General features: G+C 70.1%; 20 protein-coding genes. 2 read left to right on the top strand and 18 right to left on the bottom strand.

The features are described from left to right. Positions 1-312: 312 nt before the first annotated feature. The 8 genes from whiA to uvrA form a co-directional block, all read right to left on the bottom strand. Positions 313-1,293, bottom strand: coding sequence for a DNA-binding protein WhiA (gene whiA / locus AB0B64_RS49390; RefSeq protein WP_357656688.1), 981 nt, complete (start codon positions 1,291-1,293; stop codon positions 313-315). A gap of 71 nt (positions 1,294-1,364) precedes the next feature. Beyond that, entirely contained in the window at positions 1,365-2,282 is a 918-nt protein-coding gene (yvcK, locus tag AB0B64_RS49385; RefSeq protein ID WP_358195660.1) for a uridine diphosphate-N-acetylglucosamine-binding protein YvcK, read from the bottom strand. A 125-nt stretch (positions 2,283-2,407) separates the two neighbouring features. Then, positions 2,408-3,274: an RNase adapter RapZ gene (gene rapZ, locus AB0B64_RS49380; protein ID WP_357958376.1), complete on the bottom strand. Its 867-nt coding sequence runs from the start codon at positions 3,272-3,274 to the stop codon at positions 2,408-2,410. Between the two features lie 22 nt (positions 3,275-3,296). After that, the gene (uvrC, locus tag AB0B64_RS49375; RefSeq protein WP_358195173.1) at positions 3,297-5,231 is read right to left on the bottom strand and encodes an excinuclease ABC subunit UvrC; all 1,935 of its coding nucleotides are present in this window, start codon (positions 5,229-5,231) and stop codon (positions 3,297-3,299) included. A 72-nt stretch (positions 5,232-5,303) separates the two neighbouring features. Then, complete coding sequence (locus AB0B64_RS49370) at positions 5,304-5,744, bottom strand: Rieske (2Fe-2S) protein (protein ID WP_357958372.1); 441 nt, start codon at positions 5,742-5,744, stop codon at positions 5,304-5,306. A 44-nt stretch (positions 5,745-5,788) separates the two neighbouring features. Beyond that, positions 5,789-6,244, bottom strand: coding sequence for a Rieske (2Fe-2S) protein (locus tag AB0B64_RS49365; protein WP_357958370.1), 456 nt, complete (start codon positions 6,242-6,244; stop codon positions 5,789-5,791). A 104-nt stretch (positions 6,245-6,348) separates the two neighbouring features. After that, complete coding sequence (locus tag AB0B64_RS49360; protein WP_357958368.1) at positions 6,349-6,774, bottom strand: Rieske (2Fe-2S) protein; 426 nt, start codon at positions 6,772-6,774, stop codon at positions 6,349-6,351. 309 nt (positions 6,775-7,083) lie between these two features. Further along, positions 7,084-9,924: an excinuclease ABC subunit UvrA gene (gene uvrA / locus AB0B64_RS49355; RefSeq protein WP_357958366.1), complete on the bottom strand. Its 2,841-nt coding sequence runs from the start codon at positions 9,922-9,924 to the stop codon at positions 7,084-7,086. Positions 9,925-10,142: 218 nt separating this feature from the next. On the opposite strand from uvrA, the gene AB0B64_RS49350 reads away from it, so the two are divergent. Together AB0B64_RS49350 and AB0B64_RS49345 are read left to right on the top strand one after the other, a co-directional pair. After that, positions 10,143-10,910, top strand: a complete 768-nt coding sequence (locus AB0B64_RS49350; protein ID WP_358195137.1) for a maleylpyruvate isomerase family mycothiol-dependent enzyme — start codon at positions 10,143-10,145, stop codon at positions 10,908-10,910. Beyond that, positions 10,907-11,563, top strand: coding sequence for an MBL fold metallo-hydrolase (locus AB0B64_RS49345; protein WP_357958362.1), 657 nt, complete (start codon positions 10,907-10,909; stop codon positions 11,561-11,563). Before AB0B64_RS49350 ends, AB0B64_RS49345 begins: the two co-directional genes overlap by 4 nt. Positions 11,564-11,575: 12 nt before the next feature. On the opposite strand, the gene AB0B64_RS49340 is transcribed toward AB0B64_RS49345, so the two are convergent. From AB0B64_RS49340 to recN, 10 genes are all read right to left on the bottom strand, one after another. Beyond that, complete coding sequence (locus AB0B64_RS49340) at positions 11,576-11,848, bottom strand: hypothetical protein (RefSeq protein ID WP_357958360.1); 273 nt, start codon at positions 11,846-11,848, stop codon at positions 11,576-11,578. A 38-nt stretch (positions 11,849-11,886) separates the two neighbouring features. Beyond that, entirely contained in the window at positions 11,887-12,708 is an 822-nt protein-coding gene (gene pssA / locus AB0B64_RS49335; RefSeq protein WP_357958358.1) for a CDP-diacylglycerol--serine O-phosphatidyltransferase, read from the bottom strand. Next, the gene (locus tag AB0B64_RS49330) at positions 12,695-13,336 is read right to left on the bottom strand and encodes a phosphatidylserine decarboxylase (protein ID WP_357958355.1); all 642 of its coding nucleotides are present in this window, start codon (positions 13,334-13,336) and stop codon (positions 12,695-12,697) included. The genes pssA and AB0B64_RS49330 overlap by 14 nt, the downstream gene beginning before the upstream one ends. A gap of 104 nt (positions 13,337-13,440) precedes the next feature. After that, on the bottom strand, positions 13,441-14,421 hold the full coding sequence (locus tag AB0B64_RS49325; RefSeq protein ID WP_357958353.1) for a TerC family protein: 981 nt from the start codon (positions 14,419-14,421) through the stop codon (positions 13,441-13,443). Positions 14,422-14,602: 181 nt separating this feature from the next. Beyond that, positions 14,603-15,700 (bottom strand): glycosyltransferase family 4 protein, encoded by a 1,098-nt coding sequence (locus AB0B64_RS49320; protein ID WP_357958351.1) that lies wholly within the window; start codon positions 15,698-15,700, stop codon positions 14,603-14,605. A gap of 9 nt (positions 15,701-15,709) precedes the next feature. Continuing rightward, positions 15,710-17,338 (bottom strand): lipid II flippase MurJ, encoded by a 1,629-nt coding sequence (locus AB0B64_RS49315; RefSeq protein ID WP_358195117.1) that lies wholly within the window; start codon positions 17,336-17,338, stop codon positions 15,710-15,712. Between the two features lie 126 nt (positions 17,339-17,464). Further along, entirely contained in the window at positions 17,465-18,325 is an 861-nt protein-coding gene (locus AB0B64_RS49310; protein ID WP_358195107.1) for a hypothetical protein, read from the bottom strand. Between the two features lies 1 nt (position 18,326). After that, the gene (locus AB0B64_RS49305) at positions 18,327-19,301 is read right to left on the bottom strand and encodes a copper transporter (protein ID WP_358195101.1); all 975 of its coding nucleotides are present in this window, start codon (positions 19,299-19,301) and stop codon (positions 18,327-18,329) included. Further along, complete coding sequence (gene steA / locus AB0B64_RS49300; RefSeq protein ID WP_357958343.1) at positions 19,298-20,494, bottom strand: putative cytokinetic ring protein SteA; 1,197 nt, start codon at positions 20,492-20,494, stop codon at positions 19,298-19,300. The genes AB0B64_RS49305 and steA overlap by 4 nt, the downstream gene beginning before the upstream one ends. Positions 20,495-20,567: 73 nt before the next feature. Continuing rightward, entirely contained in the window at positions 20,568-22,277 is a 1,710-nt protein-coding gene (recN, locus tag AB0B64_RS49295) for a DNA repair protein RecN (RefSeq protein ID WP_357958341.1), read from the bottom strand. Between the last annotated feature and the right edge of the window lie 38 nt (positions 22,278-22,315).

The following is a 22,315-nucleotide window of genomic DNA, read 5'->3' as shown; positions in this document are numbered from 1 at the left end:
GCAAACCCGCCCAGAACCCTCAGAACCGCCCTGCCACGCTCCCGGAGACCCCTCCCCGGCACGCACGCAGTCCCGCGCCAGCAGACATATGCCTGCAGTCACCGGGCCCCAGTCACATGCCCGCAGTCACCGGACCGCCGCGCCGCACACATAACGCCTGCACTGAGTCACCGCACCGCACAGAGAACGCCCTCCTCACTGGCCGCCGCACCGAACAGAACCCTTCACCTTGCCCGCCGCACCGCACAGAGACCGCGCCGGACAGAGACCGCACGGAGGCAGAGGCAAAGGCAAAGGCCGCTCAGAGAACGCTCACTGGGCGAGCATGTCCACGGTGAGGTTCGCCTCGGTGTTGGGGATGCCCAGGTCGGTGGCACGTTTGTCGGCCATCGCCAGCAGCCGCCGGATGCGTCCGGCGATCGCGTCCTTGGTCAGCGGCGGATCCGCGATCTGCCCCAGCTCCTCCAGAGACGCCTGCTTGTGCTCCACCCGCAGCCGCCCCGCGATCACCAGGTGGTCGGGCGCCTCCTCGCCCAGGATCTCCAGCGCCCGCTGCACCCGCGCCCCCGCCGCCACCGCGGCCCGCGCCGAGCGGCGCAGGTTGGCGTCGTCGAAGTTGGCGAGCCGGTTGGCCGTGGCCCGCACCTCGCGGCGCATCCGGCGCTCTTCCCAGGCCAGCACGCTGTCGTGCGCGCCGAGCCGCGTCAGCAGCGCGCTGATGGCGTCGCCGTCGCGTACCACGACCCGGTCGACGCCCCGCACCTCCCGCGCCTTGGCGTGGATCTTGAGCCGCCGCGCCGAGCCCACCAGCGCCAGCGCCGCCTCGGGCCCCGGGCAGGTGACCTCCAGCGACATGGAGCGCCCCGGCTCGGTCAGCGAGCCGTGCGCCAGGAACGCCCCGCGCCACGCGGCCTCGGCGTCGCAGGCGGCCCCCGCCACCACCTGACGAGGCAGGCCGCGGACCGGGCGCCCGTGGTTGTCGATGAGACCCGTCTGCCGGGCCAGCGCCTCACCGTCGCGGTAGACGCGCACGACATAGCGTGAGCCCTTGCGCAGCCCGGCGGGTGCCAGCACGAGCACTTCGGCCTTGTGACCGAACACCTCCCCGATGTCCTTGATCAGCCGCCGCGCGGTGGCGTTGGTGTCGAGCTCCGCCTCGATCACGATGCGCCCGCCCACCAGGTGCAGCCCGCTGGCGAACCGCAACAGCGTCGACACCTCCGCCTTCCGGCAGCAAGGCTTCAGCACCGGCAGGCGGCTCAGCTCGTCCTTCACCACACCCGTCATCGCCATAAGCGTTAGTCCTCCCCCATTCAGACCGGCTCTCAGCAGTGTCTCGCACCTTTGCGCCGCGCCGACCAGGATCAACGCTTCTGGAGGAAAATCTCGTCCAGGACGGAGGCAAGACGTCGTGAGTCATGCCGGGGGGAGCCGTCGGCGGCCGCGACGTCGGCCATGACGAGCCGCCCGCCGAGCGCGGTGGCGGCCTTCTCCACTGCGTCGCGGTCATCGACCACGCCGGTGTCGGCGAGCACGACGTCGACGCGCAGGCCGGGCGCGTGCTGCCGGAGCACCTCCAGGTGCTGCTGGGGTGAGAAGTCGTCGGTCTCGCCGGGCTGCGGCGCCAGGTTGAGCGTCACCAGCCGCTGAGCCTTCGACTCATGCAGCGCCCGAGCCAGCTCGGGCACCTTGAGATGCGGTAACACGCTGGTGAACCACGACCCCGGCCCGAACACCAGCCAGTCGGCCTCCAGCACCGCGCGTACGGCCTCGGGCCGCGCCGGCGGATCCTCCGGCACCAGCGAGATCGCCTGCACCCGGCCCGGGGTCAGCGCGCAGGCCACCTGCCCGCGTACGGTCGAGGTGACGCCGTCGAGCTCCACCTCGGCCACGATGTCGAGCGGCACCGACGCCATCGGCAGCACCCTGCCATGGGCGCCGAGCAGCCGGCCCACCCAGTCGAGGCCCGCCACGGGGTCGCCGAGCAGCTCCCACAGCGCCACGATGAGCAGATTGCCGACGGCGTGGCCGTGCAGGTCACCCTCGCTGCGGAAGCGGTGCTGGACGACCTCGCTCCAGGTGCTCCCCCACTCGTCGTCGCCGCAGAGCGCGGCCAGCGCCATCCGCAGGTCGCCGGGAGGAAGCACGCCCAGCTCACGCCTGAGCCGCCCGCTGGAGCCACCGTCGTCGGCGACCGTCACCACCGCGGTCAGGTCGCCCACCACGCCGCGCAGCGCCGACAGCGAGGCATAGAGCCCATGCCCCCCACCCAGCGCCACCACCCGCGGCCGATCATCCGGCGGCGCCCCGGCCACGACGGTGTCACCCAGCGCCGCGCCAGCCACAATCGCCTCACCCGGCGTCGCTTCGGCTACGGCCGCCTCGCCCTGGTCTTGGCCTTCATCGGTCACTCCCGCCCCACATCCCGGTGGCTGACCTGGACTTCCATGCCGCGGTCACGCAGCCGGCCGGCGACCTGCTCGGCCATCGCCACGCTGCGGTGCTTGCCACCCGTACAGCCCACCGCCAGCGTGGCGTAGCTCTTGCCCTCGCGCGCGTAACCGGCGGCGATCACCTGCAGAACCTCCTCGTACGCGTCGAGGAACTCCTTGGCGCCCGGCTGGCCGAGCACGTAGTCGCGCACCGGGGCGTCGAGCCCGCTCATCGGCCGCAGATCCGGCACCCAGTGCGGGTTGGGCAGGAAGCGGCAGTCGACCACGAGGTCGGCGTCGACCGGCAGGCCGTACTTGAAGCCGAACGAGACCACGTTGAGCCGCAGCCCCGGCCGGTCCTCGCCGCCGAAGAAGTTGACGATCTTGTTGCGTAGCTCGTGCACGTTGAGCGAGGAGGTGTCGATCACCAGGTCGGCGTTGGCGCGCACCTCGCGCAGGATGCCGCGTTCGCGGGCGATGCCGTCGACGAGCCGGCCCTCGCCCTGGAGCGGGTGAGGCCTGCGTACGTTCTCGAACCTGCGCACCAGCCCTTCGTCGCTGGCCTCCAGGAAGACCACGCGCACCCGCACGCCGCGGCCCTCGAGCTCTTCGATGGCGGCGTTGAGATCGCTGGTGAAGGCCAGGCTGCGCACGTCGACGACGGCGGCCACCTTGTCGGCGGCCAGCTTGACCTTGCCCGCCTCCTCCGCCATGGCGAACAGCAGTCCTGGCGGCAGGTTGTCGATGACGAACCAGCCCAGGTCTTCCAACGCCTTGGCCGCGGTGCTGCGACCCGCGCCTGACATGCCGGTGACGATGACGAACGCCGGCTCGGTGTTCATTGCCTCACTCCGTTCGGCGGGCTCACTGTCCCTCCCCCTTCAGCGTCGACGCGATCACCTCGGCGATGGCCGGGCCGATGCCGGGGACCTCGCACATTTCGGCGGCGGTGGCCTCGCGCAGCTTCTTCACGGAGCCGAAGTGTTTGAGCAGCGCCTGCCGACGCGCCGGTCCGAGGCCGGGCACGGTGTCGAGCGCGCTCTCCTTCACGGTCTTGGACCTCTTAGCACGATGGTAGGTGATGGCGAACCTATGTGCCTCGTCCCGCACGCGTTGCAGCAGGTAGAGTCCCTCACTGGAGCGCGGCATGATCACCGGCTGGTCGTCGCCGGGCAGCCACACCTCTTCGAGCCGCTTGGCCAGGCCGCACACGGCGACGTCATCGATGCCGAGCTCGTCGAGCGCCCGCTGGGCGGCGGCCGCCTGGGGACCCGCGCCGTCGACCACGACCAGGTTGGGCGGGTAGGCGAACTTGCGCGGCTTTCCGGTCTCCGGATCGATCGGCCCGTTGGGTCCGTCGGCGTCGTCGTCGGCCGCCAGTTCCCCGGTGTTCGAGCGCTCCTCCAGGTAGCGCCGGAACCGCCGCTGGATGACCTCGTAGATGGAGGCGATGTCGCCTTCCTTGGTCTTGACGGCGAAGCGGCGGTATTCGCTCTTGCGGGCCAGGCCGTCCTCGAACACCACCATCGACGCCACGACGTTCTCGCCCTGCAGGTGGGAGACGTCGTAGCACTCGACACGCAGCGGCACCTGGTCGAGGTCGAGCGCGTCGGCGATCTCCTGCAGCGCCTTGCTGCGGGTGGTCAGGTCGCCGGCCCGGCGGATCTTGTGCTGGGCGAGCGACTCCTTGGCGTTGCGCTCGACGGTCTCCATCAGCGACTTCTTGTCGCCGCGTTGCGGCACCCGGACCTCGACCCGGGCGCGGCGCTGCTCCGACAGCAGCTCGGTGATCGCCTCGTTGTCGGGCGGCAGCACGGGCACGAGGACCTCGCGGGGCATCGACTCGGCACCCGCCTCGCCGTACATCTGCAGCAGGAACTGCTCCACCAGCTCACCCGGCGAGCTCTCCTCGACCTTGTCGACCACCCAGCCGCGCTGACCGCGGATGCGGCCGCCGCGCACGTAGAAGACCTGGACGGCGGCTTCGAGCGGGTCCTCGGCCAGCGCGATCACGTCGGCGTCGGTGCCCTCGCCGAGGACGACGGCCTGCTTCTCGAGCGCGCGCTGCAGGGCCTGGATGTCGTCGCGGAGCCTGGCGGCCCGCTCGTATTCCTGCGCCGCGGCGGCCTCGCGCATGTCGCGCTCCAGCCGCTTGATGAAGCGGCCGGTGTTGCCCGCCATGAAGTCGCAGAAGTCTTCGGCCAGGGCCAGGTGCTCGTCCGGGGTGACCCGGCCCACGCACGGCGCCGAGCATTTGTCGATGTAGCCCAGCAGGCACGGCCGGCCGATCTGCCCGGCGCGCTTGAACACTCCCGCACTGCACGTGCGTACGGGAAAGACGCGCAGCAGCAGATCGACGGTCTCGCGGATGGCCCAGGCGTGGGAGTAGGGGCCGAAGTAGCGGGTGCCCTTGCGCTTGGCGCCCCGCATCACCTGCACGCGCGGGAAGTCCTCGCCCATGGTGACGGCGAGGTAGGGGTAGGACTTGTCGTCGCGGTATTTGACGTTGAAGCGGGGGTCGAACTCCTTGATCCAGGAGTATTCGAGCTGCAGCGCCTCGACCTCGGTGCCGACCACCGTCCAGTCGACGTCGGCGGCGGTGGTGAGCATGGTCTGCGTGCGCGGATGCAGGGCGGAGAAGTCGGCGAAGTAGGAGTTGAGCCGCTGCCGCAGGCTCTTGGCCTTGCCAACGTAGATCACCCGGCCATGCGCGTCCCTGAACCGGTAGACCCCCGGAGAGTCGGGAATGGACCCCGATTGGGGGCGGAAACTCAGGGGACTGCGCACTGATCTCGCCACGTTCAAAGACTAACGGGCCCCACCGACAAGGCGGCCCGCCGTACCAGTCGTCCTGGTACGGCGGGCGTGCGCCTAGGCGAGCGTGATCTGGTCTCCCTCGACCTTGATCTGCTGCTCAGGAAGCGGCTTCTTGGCCGGTCCGGCGGAGACGGATCCGTCGTCGATCTTGAACTTGCTGCCGTGGCACGGGCAGTCGATCATCCCGTTCGCGACGCCGCCGACCGTACAGCCCTGGTGGGTGCAGATCGCGCTGAACGCCTTGAACTCGCCCGACTTGGGCTGCACCACCACCACTTTCTGCTCCTTGAAGACCGTCCCCCCGCCCACGGGGATGTCGGAGGTCTTCGCCAATGCGCCACCCGCGGCCGCCGGAGCACTCGACTGCGTGTCGGCGGTCGAGGTCTGCGCGCCGCTCGCGGCGTCGTTACTGCCACACGCGGTCAGCGCCAGTGTCAGGCCACCCACGCCCACACCGGCGATCATCGCCCTGCGACTCTGAAAGTCATCTCCCATGAGCTCACCCAACCGCACACAGGTGAGAAATTCATGAGGACCCGCTAGGCAAGCGTGATCTTACCGTCGCTGACCTTGATTTTCTTCTCCTCGAGCGGCTTGGAAGCCGGGCCACCTGCGACGGAACCGTCCGAAATCTTGAACTTGCTCCCGTGGCACGGGCAGTTGATGGTGCCGTCCGCGACCTCGTCGACCGTGCACCCCTGATGGGTGCAGATCGCCGTGAACGCCTTGAACTCCCCCTCCGTCGGCTGGGTGACGACCACCTTCTGGCTCTCGAAGACCTTGCCGCCCCCGCTGGGGATGTCGCCGGTTTCGGCGAGCGCCTTGCCGCCGGCGGCCTTCTTCTTCTTCGGGGCCGCGGACGACGGCTCGTCGGCCGCGGGTGCCTCACTCGCTTGGGTCGTCGGCGAGCCGTAGCTCGCGCAAGCGGTCATCACCACTGCGAGCCCGGCGCCTCCGGCCCCGAGCACCACCGCCCGGCGCGTCGTTTCGGTCATATTGCGTCCTCTCAGGTCTAGTTCTCACTTCAGGTACGGCCAGCGCCCTCGCGCCGGTTCAGCGTGCCGTACGCCAATCCCGGGAACCACGCAGAATTACCTGTTCAGGCCACCACGACGCCGTCACCCACGACTTTGATCTTGTAGGCCACGAGCGGCGCGGTCGCCGGCCCCTTGAGCGCCTTGCCGCTGTCGGCGGCGAACTCGCTGCCGTGGCACCCGCACGTGATCACGTTCTCCTCGGGCGAGCCGACCGTGCAGCCCTTGTGCGTGCAGACCGCGCTGAACGCCTTGAAGACGCCCTTCGCCGGCTGGGTGACCACGATCTTGTACTGCTCCACCAGGACGCCGCCGCCCACGGGAACGTCCGCGGTCTTGGCGAGCACCTGCCCCTTGATCCCGGCCGGCTCCGCGCTGGCGCCGCCGCCACACCCCGCGACCGCGAGACCGCACACCGCCAGTCCGGCCGCGCCCAGCGCCTCGCGACGCCCGATTTCGGGCATGGCGCTGCCCAGCTCCGTAATCCCCATGGTGTCAGCCCTTCCCCGTGGCCACTGACCCCCTGCAGGCCAGGCCGCTATCGTCTGGTCAACTTTATTGCCGACACCCCTCGGTCCCCCGTCCGGGTCATCGCCGCAAGGCCGAGAATCCCGAGCCGGCGCCCCTCACCCGACGTAGACCCCGCAGGCCCGCCCGGCCGCCATCCCATGACGCCCCCTCAGGCCCCGGCCATCACCAGGCCGAGCTCCGACCGTCCCGTACCGACGGACACGGCCGATCCCCGGGTTTCTGTACGGCAGCCACCCGCCGTACAGAAAGACCCTGGAGGAAAGGGAACCTCAGAGCGAGAGGATCTTGCGCAGGAAGCGCCCCGTGTGGCTCTCGTCCACCAGCGCGATCTCCTCAGGCGTCCCCGTGGCGACCAGCGTGCCGCCTCGCGAGCCACCCTCGGGCCCCATGTCGATCACCCAGTCGGCCGTCTTGATGACGTCGAGGTTGTGCTCGATGACGATCACCGTGTTGCCGCCGTCGACCAGCCGCCCGAGCACTCCGAGCAGCCGCCGGATGTCCTCGAAGTGCAGCCCGGTGGTCGGCTCGTCGAGCACGTAGATCGTCCGCCCTGTCTGCCGCCGCTGCAGCTCGGAGGCCAGCTTGACGCGCTGCGCCTCGCCGCCGGACAGGGTCGTGGCGGGCTGCCCGAGCCGTACGTAGCCGAGGCCGACGTCGTTGAGCGTCTGCAGGTGGCGCTTGATCGCCGGAATCGCGTCGAAGAAGCCGAGCGCCTCCTCGATCGGCATGTCGAGCACTTCGGAGATCGTCTTGCCCTTGTAGTGGACCTCCAGCGTCTCCCGGTTGTAGCGGGCGCCGTGGCAGACCTCGCACGGGACGTACACGTCGGGCAGGAAGTTCATCTCGATCTTGATGGTGCCGTCGCCGGCGCACGCCTCGCAGCGGCCGCCCTTGACGTTGAAGCTGAAGCGGCCCGGCTGGTAGCCGCGCACCTTGGCCTCGGTGGTGGCCGCGAACAGCTTGCGTACGTGGTCGAACACGCCGGTGTAGGTGGCCGGGTTGGAGCGCGGGGTGCGCCCGATCGGCGACTGGTCGACGTGGACGACCTTGTCGACCTGGTCGATGCCGTTGATCCGGGAGTGCCGCCCGGGCACGGTGCGCGCCCCGTTGAGCTCCTTGGCCAGCGCGTTGTAGAGGATGTCGTTGACCAGGGTCGACTTGCCGGACCCCGACACGCCGGTGACCGCGGTGAACAGGCCGAGCGGGAACTCGATGTCGACGCCCTTGAGGTTGTGCTCGCGCGCGCCCTTGACCGTGATCTGCCGCTTCCTGTCGCGCTTGCGGCGCTTGGCGGGGATCGGGATGCTCCTGCGCCCGGACAGGTATTGGCCGGTCATCGACTCTTCGCTGGCCAGCAGCTCCTGGACGGTGCCGGACACGACGACCTGGCCGCCGTGCTCGCCCGCGCCCGGACCGATGTCGACCACCCAGTCGGCGGCCGCGATCGTGTCCTCGTCGTGCTCGACGACGATCAGCGTGTTGCCCATGTCGCGCAGCCTGATCAGCGTGTCGAGCAGCCGCATGTTGTCACGCTGGTGCAGGCCGATCGACGGCTCGTCCAGGACGTACAGGACGCCGACCAGACCGGAACCGATCTGAGTGGCCAGCCGGATGCGCTGAGCCTCGCCGCCGGCCAGGGTGGCGGCGGCGCGGTCCATGGTCAGGTAGTCGAGGCCGACGTCGAGCAGGAAGCCCATGCGGGCGTTGATCTCCTTGACCACCCGCTCGGCGATCTGCATGTCGCGGTCGGACAGCTTGAGCTCGGACAGGAACTCCGCGCACTCGCCGATCGACATGGACGACACGTCGGCGATCGACTTGTCCGCGACGGTGACGGCCAGCGTGACCGGCTTGAGCCTGGCGCCCTTGCAGGCCGGGCACGGGATCTCGCGCATGTAGCCCTCGAACCGCTCGCGGGTCGAGTCGCTCTCCGCTTCGACGTGCCGTCGCTGGACCCACGGGATGACGCCCTCGTAGGTCGTGTAGTAGGAGCGCTGCCTGCCGTAGCGGTTGCTGTAGCGGACGTGCACCTGCTCGTCGTGGCCGAACAGCAGGGACTTCTGCGCGGCCTTGGGCAGCTTCTCCCACGGCGTGTCGAGGGTGAAGCCCATGGTGTGGCCGAGCGCCTCGACGAGCCTGACGAAGTATTCGCTGGTGTGGCCGCCCGACCAGGGGTGGAGCGCGCCGTCTCGGAGCGTGGACTCCGGATCGGGTACGACCAGGTCGGGGTCGACCTCCATCTTGGTGCCGAGCCCCGTGCACTCCGGGCAGGCGCCGAAGGGCGAGTTGAAGGAGAACGAGCGGGGCTCCAGCTCCTCGAACGACAGGTCGTCGTAGGGGCAGTAGAGATGCTCGGAGTAGAAGCGCTCCCGGTTGGGATCGCCTTCGGGCAGGTCGACGAACTCCAGCGTGATCGTGCCGCCGGACAGCTGCAGCGCGGTCTCGACCGAGTCGGTGAGCCGCCGGCGCGACGACTCCTTCACCGACAGCCGGTCGACGATGACCTCGATGTCGTGCTTCTCCTGCTTCTTCAGCGTGGGCGGCTCTTCCAGCCGGATGATCACGCCGTCGACCCGCGCCCGGGCGAAGCCCTTGGTCTGCAGCTCTCGGAACAGCTCGGCGTATTCGCCCTTGCGGCCCCTGACGACCGGGGCCAGCACCTGGAAGCGGGTGCCCTCCTCCAGGTCCATCACGCGGTCGACGATCTGCTGCGGCATCTGCCTGGCGATCGGCCGCGCGCACACCGGGCAGTGGGGCTTGCCGATGCGCGCCCACAGCAGCCTCAGGTAGTCGTAGACCTCGGTGATCGTGCCGACGGTCGAGCGGGGGTTCTTGCTGGTGGCCTTCTGGTCGATCGACACCGCGGGCGACAGGCCCTCGATGAAGTCCACGTCGGGCTTGTCCATCTGGCCGAGGAACTGGCGGGCGTAGGCCGACAACGACTCGACGTAGCGCCGCTGGCCCTCAGCGAAGATCGTGTCGAAGGCCAGGCTCGACTTGCCCGATCCGGACAGGCCGGTGAAGACGATCAGAGAGTCTCGCGGCAGGTCCAGCGAGACGTCTTTGAGGTTGTGTTCTCGTGCACCACGCACGATCAGGCGGTCTGCCACGGCGATCCCGGATGTCGAAAGGCGGATAGGTCCACGGGGGATGGTAGACGGGGGCTCCGACAATTTCGGCGGCCCGCTCGTCGAACCCCGAAAATCCGTCGCTACCAGGTTACGGCCTACTCCCACCCCTGCAGGTGGCCTTTAGCTGTCAACCGCGTGACCAGCCATTTTATGCCCCCAGCGGCCCCCAGAACCCCCCGGATGATGAAATATCCGGCATGACCGTTCTGCTGACGCTCCAGGCCGAGCTGGCCGCGTCGACCGCCCGTTTCCAGGCCACGGCGGCCTCCCTCACCGAGGACGACGTCGCCGCCCCCTCGCTCCTTCCGGGCTGGTCCAGGGGCCATGTGCTCGCCCACGTGGCGGGGAACGCCGACAGCCACATCAACCTGCTGACCTGGGCCAGGACCGGCGTCGAGACGCCGCAGTACGCGACCGGCGCGGCGCGGGAGGAGGGCATCGAGGCGGGCGCGGGCCGTACCCCCGCCGAGCACGTCGCCGAGCTGGCGGCCGCCAACGCCCGGCTGGCCGCCGAGATCCACGACCTCCCGGAGGCGGCGTGGCGGGCGACCGTCTCGGGCATGCGCCCGCCGCCGCACCCCGCCTGGTACATCCTCGTACGGCGGCTGCGCGAGGTCGAAGTGCACCATGTGGACCTCGGCGCGGGCTACGGCCCGGCGGACTGGCCGGAGACATTCGTCGACCGGGAGCTCCACGACTGCCTGCGGTGCTGGCCGTACGCGCGAAGCACCGTCAGCGAGATCACCCTGCGCGGTGGGCGGACGTGGCGCGACCTGGGCCCCGGGCCGGCGGTCGAGGGCGACGCGGCCGACGTTCTGGCATGGCTCATCGGGAGATCCGACGGCACGGGCGTTAGGGTGGTGACGGAGGGGCGGCTGTCAACGCCGGTTCCCGTGGCGCCGCCCTGGATGACGATGCCCGCCCCCGCTGATCTGCCCGCGACGCCCCCGAAGGACTATCCATGACCTACACAGGTGACGTCCAGGTCGGCGGTCCCGCCGACGTACGCGAGCTCCCGAAGCTGTCGATCTGCAAGCTGGCAGTGGGGCCGTTCGACAACAACGCCTATCTGCTGCGCTGCACCCAGACCGGTGACGGCCTGCTGATCGACGCCGCCGCGGAGGCCGACCGGCTGCTGGCGCTCATCACCGACCAGCCGATCAGCGCGATCGTCACGACCCACCAGCACGGCGACCACTGGCAGGCGCTGGAGCAGGTGACCAAGGTGACGGGCGCCCAGGTGATCGCGCACCCGCTCGACGCGCCCGGCCTGCCGATCCCGGTGGACCGCACGGTCGAGCACGGCGACCGGATCACGGTCGGCGTGGCGGACCTCGAGGTGATCCACTTGCGCGGTCACACGCCGGGTTCGATCGCCCTGCTGTACGACGGCGGCGACGAGGGGCGGCACCTGTTCACCGGCGACTCGCTCTTCCCGGGCGGGGTGGGCAACACGCAGAAGGACCCGGAGCGCTTCGCCCAGCTCTTCGGCGATGTCGCCGAGCGGATCTTCGACCGGCTGCCCGACGACACATGGGTGTACCCGGGCCATGGCAAGGACACCACGCTCGGCGCCGAGCGCCCGTCCCTGCCGGAATGGAAGGCCCGAGGCTGGTAAGACCCGCCAACCTCAGCGGTTCGCCAGGACTCGGGCGATCCGCTGAGCCGCCAGGGCAGGATCGTCGGCGAGACCGACGACCTCGCCCCACGACCAGCGGTAGAACCACCCCTCCGGCAGCGGCACGCAGTCGACGGTCTCGACGAGCATCGCGGTGTCGGGATCGCTGACCCGCAGCGCGGGCGGGTATGGCAGCAGGGTGGTGGTCAGCCCGTGCAGCTCCAGCTCCCTGGCCAGCTTCGCGAGAAAGTACGTACGCGTGTGCTCGCGCGGCGTGGCCGACATGGCTCCATCACCACCCGGATGACGGCGGACGTATCCGCTCAGCTGCCGATGCGCTCGGCTTCCCTGCGCTGCTCACGCTTGTAGAACAGCACCCGCAGCGGGATCGCCGCCACGAGCGCGATCTGCATGGTGGCGCCGATCTTGATGGGCAGGTCGCCACCCTCGGGCCAGGCCACCCAGAAGGTCAGGAAGGCCACATTGATCATGATCCACCCGAGCACCACCGCGGCGAGCTGCCCCTTGGGCTTGGGGTATTCGATCCGGCTCACCATCAGCCAGGCCACGCCGAGCACCGCGAGCAACGAGTAAAGGCTCGGCTGGAAGAGCATCACGATCGAGATGACGGTCATGGCGCCCATGGGAATGGGCAGGCCCATGAAGTCGCCGCTCTTGGTCTTGACGCAGGCGAACCGCGCCAGCCGGACGACACCGGCGACCAGCACCGCCGCGGCGGCGGCCACCACAGCGGCGAACGGCACCTTGTCCGTGAAACCACCCCAGATCACGACCATGAACGCGGGCGCGAACCCGAAGCTGATCACGTCGGCGAGGTTGTCGAGCTCGGCGCCCATGGCGGAGGCGCGGAAGCGCCGCGCGACCAGGCCGTCGAACAGGTCACAGGTGGCGCCGATGAGCAGCAGCACCACGGCGGTCGCGAAGTAGCTCGGCGCGGGCGTGAAGTCGCCCCCGGCCTTGAGCGACTGGATCGCCGATGAGGCCAGGACGCACACCGCGAGAAACCCGCAGATGGCGTTGCCCAGCGAGAGCGAGTCCGCCGCGGACAGGCGGAACGCCTTGCCGACGGGTCCTCGAGGTTCTTCGTCGTCGGCCTGCCAGCTGCCGGCGTCAGCCGCGGTCAATTCTGGTCACCCCCGCAACCGTCTTCTCGCCCACGGAAACCGCGGACGAGATCCCTTCGGGAAGGTAGATGTCGACCCGCGAACCGAACCTGATGAGCCCGATCCGCTCGGTCTGCGAGACCTTGGCGCCGACGGTCACGTATGGCACGATCCTGCGCGCCACCGCGCCTGCGATCTGCACCATCTCGACGTCGCCGAGCGCCGTCGCGAAATGCCACACCACGCGTTCGTTCTGGTCGCTGTCCTTGTTGAAAGCCGGCAGGAACCCACCCGCCACATGCTGCACGGAGGTGACATTTCCCGCAAGGGGGGCCCTGTTCACATGGACGTTCAGCGGACTCATGAAGATCGCGACGCGGGTACGCCCGTCGGCCTGCGGGTCGATGCTCTGCACGACGCCGTCGGCCGGTGACAGGATCCGCCCCTCGCCCGGCGTGCGGTCCGGGTCACGGAAGAACCAGAGCATGGCACCGGTGAGGGCGCCCAGCGGCACGGCCGCCAGCGCCCATCGACGGTCCCGGCGCGTCAGCAGCGCGGTGGTGGCCGCGGCGGCGACGGTGGGGAAGAGCCACGGGGACACCCCGCGCGCGAGCCGCACGCGGCCCGTCTTGGCAGAATCGTCTGACACGTACAACCTTCGATGGTGACTGGACTGGGCGCTTTGCCGTGATGTTACAGAGTCAGCAACTATTACACGGCGCAACTTCTCAAGCAAAGCGCCTCGAAAGCCATTTAGCTAGCCCTGCTGGCTTCCTCGCCCTTGCGCACATCGACACGGGCCTTGATCAGGCTGGCCGCGGTGGTGATGACCATGGTGGCGCCGATGACCGTGAGCGAGACCCAGATGGGGATTTCGGGCGCCCAGGAGACCTCGCTGGCATGCAGTGCCTCCAATATGAGCTTAACCCCGATGAAGCCCAATATGAACGCAAGTCCATAGCTGATGTAGACCAGCCTCTGAAGCAGGCCCCCCAGCAGGAAGTAGAGCTGACGTAGTCCCATCAGCGCGAACGCGTTGGCCGCGAAGACGATGAACGGGTCCTTGGTGAGTCCGAAAATGGCGGGAATCGAGTCGAGCGCGAACAGCAGGTCGGTGCTGCCGATGGCGACCATCACGATGAGCATCGGGGTGACCATCCGACGCCCGTCGATCTTGACAGTGACCTTCGACCCGACGTAGCCCTCGGTGGTGGGGAAGGCCTTGCGCACCCACCTGAGCAGGATGTTCTCGTTGAACTCCTCTTCGTCGCCCTTGAGGTGCTGCCGGATCAGGTTGATCGCGGTGTAGACCAGGAAGGCGCCGAAGACGTAGAACAACCAGCTGAACCGCTCCAGTGCCGCCGCGCCGAGCGCGATGAAGATGCCGCGCATGACCAGCGCCAGCAGGATCCCGACGAGCAGCACCTTGTGCTGGTACGCCTTGGGCACCGCGAACCTGCTCATGATGATGAAGAAGATGAACAGGTTGTCGACGCTCAGGCTGTATTCGGTGATGTAGCCGGCGAAGAACTCCCCCGCCTTGGCGCCGCCGAGCGTGGCCCACAGCAGACCGCCGAACACCACGGCGAGCAGCACGTAGAACGTGACCCAGTACCCGGCCTGCCGCATCGAGAACTCACGGGCTTCACCGCGGTCGACGATCCAGAGGTCGATGGCGAGAACGACCAGCAGGCCGCCTATGACGGCGATCCAGGCCCAAACAGGTACGATCACGTGGTCTACCTCCGGCATGCAAAAACAGAGCGCCGGAGGTCTCTCCCGCCCGCCAAGCACGCGGACCGGCAGCCCCGGGGGCCCCGTGGAGCGGGACTACACCGTGATGACGAGGCTGCCGCGAAGGGATACTCCCCTCCCTAACGCACGCAGTATATGAGAACGCGTAAGTCTCGCCTAATCATTCGTGCTGTCTTGACCGTCCGTAGACGTTCAGCACACTTTCCACCGCTTCGTCGGCATCGGGAAGCTCCGCCCCCCGCCGCGCCGCCGCCGCCGCCAGCCGCGCCGCCTCGACGCCGTCTCCGACCACATCCTGTACGGCACCCCGCAGCGCCGCCACGTCCCCGTACGGCACCAGGATCCCCGCCCCGGCCAGCAGATCGGGCACCCCGCCCACCGCCGTAGCGATGACCGGCCGCCCCACCATGAGGGCCTCGCTCACGCTCAACGGCTGGCCCTCCCACCTGCTCGCCCACACCACGACGGTCGCGACGGCGAGCAGGTCGGGCACGTCATCCCGGTTGCCCAGAAGCACCATGGGCAGCGCCTCGGCCTCGATCCTGCGCCGCAACTCGCCGAGCAACGGCCCATCCCCCGCCACCGCGAACAGCGGCGTCTCATCCTCGCCCGCCCAGGGCCCGCGAGCGGCGTCGAGGAGGGTCTCCAAGCCCTTCTGCTGGGCCAGCCTGGCGACGGTCAGGACGATCGGCCGCCGCCCGGCTCCCAACTCGGCCCTGACTTCCTGCGGCGACCGCCGGGCGGCCCGCGGCACGGGCGCGGGCACCACGGCCGGCCCCACCTCCCGCGCCCCCAGCACCCTCATCCGCTCCCCCAGGTCGGGCGAGACGACCAGCACCTGATCGGCCCGGCTGGCCACGATCCGTTCGAGCCCGCCATAGACGACCCCGATCAGCCCTCCGGCGGTGAGCGCGTTGTGCAGCGTCACCACCAGCGGCACCCGGCTCGCCGACCGGCCCCACAGCCCCAGCCCGGCCAGCGCCCCGGCCCGCAGGCCGTGGGCGTGCACCACGTCGGCGTCCTTGGTCACCCGCCGGATCGCGAGCAGGGCACGCGGGTCATTGACCGGATGCGGCCGATCCGACATCGGCGCCTCCACGAACCGGGCCCCGGCCTCCCCGAACGAGAACTGCTCCTCGACGCTCCCCGGCCCCATGACCACCACGCGATGGCCACGCCGGATGAGCCCCTCGACCAGCATCCGGACATGCCGTCCCGTCCCCCCGGACGTGGTACCCAGCACGAACGCCACCCGCACAGCCGCTCCTCACTTCCCAGATCCACGCCTGAACGAACCGGCCACCGCCCGAGCCGTCGGCCGGTCCACCAGCGCCACCACCACGCCACCGGCGACGGCCGCCGCGAGCGCCGCCAGCACGGTCGCCCCGACATTGGGCCAGATGCCCCGCGCCCCCAGCACCCCCACGACCGCCGCTCCAGCGAGGTAACCCGCGCCACCACCGGCGACCGAGGCCAGCGCGGCCCGGCCCAGCTCGGCCACCGCGACGCGCCCCCGCGCCCGCACCACCGAGGCGAGCAGCAGCGCGCCCCCCACGGTCACCCCGGTGGTCATGCCGAGCGCCAGTCCCCCGAGCTTCCAGTCACCGGGAAACGTCAGCGCGAACACGGTCTGCGCCACCATGACGACGCCCCACCCCAGCACGGTGCCCGTCGCCACGGCCCGCCCGCGCCCGGCCGCGTACAGGACACGGCTCAGCTGCGCGATGAGCCCGTAGCCGACGAGCCCGGGCGCGAACAGCGCGATCGCACGGGCGAAATCCGGGGCGGGCACGTCGCTCTTGAAGCCGAGGAACACCACCGCCCCGGGCTCGGCCACCGCGGCGAGCACCCCGGCGGCCAGCCCCGACACCAGTACCACCGCCCGCGTGGTCCGCGCCGCGAGCGCCGCGAACCCCGCCGTGTCACCGCTTCCTGCCTGCGCGGACAGCCGCGGAAAAGCGCTGGTGGCGATGGGCACGGCCAGCACCGCGTACGGCACCAGGTAGATCGCCCAGGCGTAGTTGTAGACCACGATGGCCCCGTTGCCGACCTCCCGGTTGGACAGCACGACCACCATGGCCATGGCAGCCTGCTGCGCGATCAGCGCGGCCACCCCGGCCAGCGCGAGCCTGCGCACCTGGACGGCCACGCCGTCGGGGAAGCGCAGCGTGGGCCGCCACCGCAACCCGAGCCCGGCGACCGGTCCGATCACGGTCAGCACCAGGGCCAGCACCCCGAGGCTGGTGCCCACGGACAGCGCGAGCTCGGCGGGCACCGGCACTCGGCCAGGATCGGTGACGCCCCCGCTGAGCGGCACGAACAGCAGGTAGGCGACGATGACCACGAGACTGGACACCAGCGGGGCGACGGCGGGCCCGGCGAAGCGGTGGTGGGACTGGAGCACGCCGTAGAGGACGACCGCGACGCCGTACAGCGGGATCTGGGGGGCGAAGACGACCAGCATGCGGGTGGCGACCGCGGTCACCTCGCTCAAGTCACAGCCGGGCACCGCGTTACCGAAGAACAGCCCCAGGATCGGCCCGGCGAGCACCGCGGTCAGCACGCCGAGCGGCACCAGCACCACGAGCACCCAGCTCAGCAGCGCCGAACTGATCCGCCCGATCCGCTCCCGGTCCGGGCCGCCGCTCGAATCGTGCCCCGGCCCGGCTCCCGCGAGCACCGGGACCACCATCCCGGCGAGCGCGCCGCCGACGACGACCTCGAAGACGATGTTGGGGATCCCATTGGCCGTGGCGTAGGCCGTCGCCAGGCAGTTGGTGCCCACCGTCTGGGCGAACGCGTATTGCTTGGCGAACCCGGCGACCCGGGCCAGCACGGTGATGGCCCCGATGAGCAGCGCCCCACCGGCGACGCCGCGGACGAGCCGCTCCCTCACCACACCCGCCCCGCCCCGAACCCGATCACGCGAACATCCTGGCAGGCCGCACCGACAATCGCGCAGAGCGCCCCATCACCTAACAGGACACCGACTCACACCACGCCACAGCGACGGGACGGCTACTCACGCCGGGTCGACGGGACGGCGACCGAGCATGTCCAGCCGGTTGAGCACCGGATTGCCGGCGATGACCTTGGTGAAGCTGACCTTCTCCGAGGCCGCCGTCAGCGCCGCCACCGTACCGAGCAGCACGAACCGCCCCCGACGCCCCAGTTTGGTCACCGCGGCCAGCCCGAGCAGCGCGCCCAGCGCGTTGGCCCCGGCGTCGCCGAGCATCGCCCGCTCGCCGAGGTCGTCGGGAAGCAGCGCGGCGGCCGCGCCCAGAGGCACGGCGGTCAGCGCGGCGGTCAGCGGCGCGTCGCGGAAGAGCGACGCCGCCAGCAGCGGCCCGCCCGTGAGCAGGCCCACCTTGATCGCCCGACCGGGTCGCAGGTCGAAGAGGTTGGCCAGGTTGGCGGTGCCCGCGATGGCCGCGCCGTTGACCAGCGTGTCGACCGGCCCCCGCGAGACGAGCGCCGCCGCGACCAGCCCGGTGGCCCCGATGCCGAGGATCTTGACCGCACCGCTGGTCACCTCGCCGCGGCCCAGCGCGGTCAGGTGCCCCTTGAAGCCCTTGGACTTGGTCGTGCCGTAAAGGTCGTCGTAGGCGCCGAGCGCTCCGCTGCCGACCCCGGCCAGCAGCGCCGCCAGGCGTACGCGGGGCGGAAGACCCGGCGCGAGCGCGGCCGCCGCGCCGGAACCGGCCACGAACGCGGGGCCCTCCAGCAGCGTGATCGGCTCGCCGCGGTGGTTGGTGCGGGTCCAGCGGCCCGGCTCCTTCTCGTCGGCGCGCGGCGCCAGGCGGGTGAAGGCGGTGTAGGCGGCGCGGGCCGCGACGGCGCCGATCGCGGCGCCGGCGAGGGCGTAGAGGAGGCCACGAGCCATGTCAGCTCCCTGACTGGGTGGGGGACGGGGTCGCGGTCGGTGCCGCGGGCTGGAATGTAGGAGCTCCCGTGCCGATGCCATAGTGGCCGGCGCGGCCGCTCAGCTGCTCGCGGAGCGCGTCGACGATCACGATCCGACCCGCGGGCATGTCGGGCGTGTCGACGGTCGAGACGCGCTTGGCGACCTCGCTGTCGTCACGCAGCGCGCTGATCACGCCTCCGGAGGCGGCGGCGGTGGCGGCCGAGGCCGTCACCACGGTGCCCTTGCCACCGGCGTCGAGGCCGCCCGCGAGTTTGACGAGGGCGTCGGCCTGGGCTTCGGCGTTCTCGCCTTCGTACGGCTTCTCCGGCGCGAACATCACGGCGAGCGTGGCCCGCTTGTTGGGGTCACCCTCGATGCTGAGGAACCCGCCCTCCTCGAAACCGCCGAGGACGGCCCCGGTGGCCGGGTTGGCGGTGCTGGCCTGAGCCGGGTCGGTGGTCAGGACGGTGGCGGCGAGCACGGCACCGGCCTTCGCGTACGGAGTGGCCGCCGCGGGAAAGGTCATGCCCTCGGGTTTGAGGCTGTTGGCCAGGCCGTCGATCACGCCGCTCTGCTTGGGATCGGCGAACTTCTCGTCCAGCAGGACCCGCCCCGTGACCAGGGCACCCGCCTGGGCGAGCACCTGCTGCTCAGCCTCGCGGTAGGTGGTGCTGGAACCCGGCGCCTCAATGAGCACGACGTGCTGGCCGGTCAGCTCGCCCGCGACGCGTTGCGGGGTGAGCGCGGTAACGAAGGAGTCGTTGCCCGCCTCCCGGCCGCGCAGCGCGTCGAGCTGGGCCCTGAGCTGGGTGTTGTCCTGGGTCATCTGGTTGCTCGTCCGCAGCGCCGACTCGATGGCGGGCGACTGGAGCAACGTGGTGCCCATGACGATGCCGACCGCCAGCGCGAGGAAGATCGCGACGATGGACACGAGGTGATAGCGGAAATCGATCACGAGAAGAGTCCGACCAACCAGAAGATGAAGGCGTTCCAGAAATCTTGCATGCCGTTCAGCCAGGTCTGGCCGATCGGCGACAGGAAGAGCGCGACGCCCATCGTGATCAGCGCGGTGATCACGAGCAGCAGCAGCTGGGACGTCGAGATGCGGCTTCGGTAGAGCCTACTCACTCCCTTGGCGTCGATGAGCTTGCTGCCGACCCGCAGCCGGGTGAGGAAGGTGCTGGCCATCCCCGAACGACCCTTGTCGAGGAACTCCTCCAGCGTGCCGTGGGTGCCGACCGCCACGATCAGCTCGGCGCCCTTGTCGTCGGCCAGCAGCATCGCGATGTCCTCGCTGGTGCCGGTGGAGGGGAAGATCACCGCTTCGCGGCCGAGCTGGTGGACGCGCTCCAGGCCGGGCGCCCTTCCGTCGCGGTAGGCGTGCACGACGAGCTCGGCGCCGCAGCTCAGCGCCTTGTTGGAGACCGAGTCGAAGTCGCCGACGATCACGTCGGGAAGGTAGCCGGCCTCCAGCAGCGCGTCGGCGCCGCCGTCGACTCCGACGAGCACCGGGCGATATTCCCTGATGTAGGGGCGCAGGGTGGCGATGTCTTCCTTGTAGTGATAGCCGCGCACCACGATGAGGACATGCCGGCCCTCCATGGGGGTGCGGATGTCCGGCACGCCGACTCCGTCGATGAGCAGCTTGCCCTCGCCCCGGACGTACTCCATCGTGTTGACGGCGAACGCCTCGATCTGCACCGCGAGACCGGCGCGGGCCTCGGCCATGGCGGCCTCGACCGCGTCGGGGGTCTGCTCCTCGCCCTTGCCGACCACATCACCGTCGAGGTAGACGACCCCGTCGTGGATCCGGACGACGTCGCCGTCCTTGACCCGCTCGAACAGATCCTGGGTGGCGTTGTCGACGAACGGCACCCCGGACTCGATGATGATCTGCGGGCCGAGATTGGGATAGCGCCCACTGATGCCGGCGGCGACGTTGACCACCGCCGAAACTCCGCACGCGACAAGCGCCTCCCCGCTGACCCGGTCCACGTCGACGTGGTCGATAATCGCTATTTCACCGGGCTGGAGGCGCTTGGTCAGCCTCTTAGTCCGCCGATCGACTCTCGCCACTGCCGTGACACCGGGAAGGTCTGTGACCTTCCTAGCGCGGAGGCCCGGCATCCTGCTCCCCGGAACCTTCATCAAGACCATCCTGCCAGAGTGAAGCAGCGCAGAGGCCACGCATTGCGCGGCGTGTCCGCTATGTCACTCAGGATCACCGATCGGCGGCCGCCAGCCCGAGGAGTTCTTCGGCGTGTGCTCTGCCCAGCTCGGAGTCTTCCAGCCCCGCCAGCATGCGGGAGAGCTCGCGTACCCGGCCTTCGTGATTGAGGGTGAGGACGCCGCTGCGGACGACACTGCCGTCACTGGCCTTCTCGACCACCAGATGCTGGTCGGCGAACGCGGCCACCTGTGGCAGGTGGGTGACGACGATGACCTGAGCGGTCCGTGCCAGCCTGGCGAGGCGGCGCCCGATCTCGACCGCGGCCTTGCCGCCCACTCCCGCGTCGACCTCGTCGAACACGAACGTCGGCACCGGATCGGCGCCCGCGAACACCACCTCGATCGCCAGCATGACCCGACTCAGCTCGCCGCCGGACGCGCCCTTGTTGAGCGGGAGCGGCGGCGCGGCGGGGTGGGCGGCCATGCGCAGCTCGACCTCGTCGACGCCTTCGGGGCCGAAGTCCGCGACCTGGGTGAGCTGGACGATGACCCTGGCGTGCGGCATGGCCAGCGCGGTCAGCTCGTCGGTGACGGCTTGGCCGAACCGCTCGGCGGCGCCCTCGCGCACCCGGGTCAGCTCGGCGGCCAGCTCGGTGAGCCGGGCGGTCAGCTCGTCGTGCTCGCGGGTCAGCTCGTCGATGCGCTCGTCGTCGCCCTCCAGCTCGACCAGCCGGGCGGACGCCTCCTGAGCCCACTGCAGGACACCAGCGCTGTCTTCAGCATATTTCCGGACCAGTCCGGACAGCAGAGCCCGGCGGTCCTGCACGGCGGCGAGCCGCGCGGGGTCGGCCTCGATCGACTCGGCGTACGCGGCCAGGTCGGTGGCGACGTCGGAGATGAGGTAGCCGGCCTCGGCCAGCCGGTCGGCCACCCCGGCGAGCTGCGTGTCGTAGTCGCGCACCGCCTCCACGGCCGAGCGGGCCTCGCCCAGCAGGGAGATCACGTCGCGCGCGCCGCTCGCGGCCTCCATCGGGTCGCCGAGCAGCGCCGTGTGCGCGGTCGTCGCGGCACCGCGCAGCGCGTCGGCGTGCGAGAGCCGCTCCTCCTCGCCGCGCAGCTCGACGTCCTCGCCGGCCTTCGGCTCGACCTTCTCGATCTCCTCCAGGCCGAACCGCAGCCGGTCGGCCTCCTGAGCGCGCTCACGCGCCCTGGTGGTGAGCTCGTCGAGCAGCGCTCCCACCTGCTTGTGCCGTTTGTACGCCTGGGAGTAGGCGCGCAGCGGCTTGACCAGATCGTCACCGGCATAGCGGTCGAGGGCGGCCCGCTGCTTGGCCGGCTGCAGGAGGCGCTGCTGGTCCATCTGCCCGTGGACGGCGACCAGGTCGTCGGCCAGGTAGGTCAGCGTGCCGACCGGCACCGTCCGGCCGCCGAGCCAGGCCCGCGACCGGCCCTCGGCCGAGACGGTGCGGGAGATGATGAGCTCGCCGTCCTCGATCTCACCGCCGATGTCCTCGACCTGCTGGGAGACGCGGCCGCCGGCTTCGATGACCAGCGTGCCCTCGATCGTGGCCTTGTCGGTGCCCGGCCGGATGCGGGAAGGGTCGGCCCGGCCGCCGAACAGCAACCCGAGCCCGGTGACGACCATCGTCTTGCCGGCACCGGTTTCGCCGGTGACCACGTTGAAGCCTGGCGAAAGCTCCAGAACGGCCTCGTCGATGACGCCGAGCCCCTGGATGCGGACCTCCTCGACCCTTGGTCGCACTGCCCACTCCCGTCGCTCCGAACGCTTGTGCGATCTAA

This window comes from Nonomuraea sp. NPDC049129 (genome assembly GCF_040648495.1).
Lineage (GTDB): Bacteria > Actinomycetota > Actinomycetes > Streptosporangiales > Streptosporangiaceae > Nonomuraea.
Note: the sequence above shows the minus strand (reverse complement) of the source record. Positions and strands in the feature narration are given on the sequence as shown.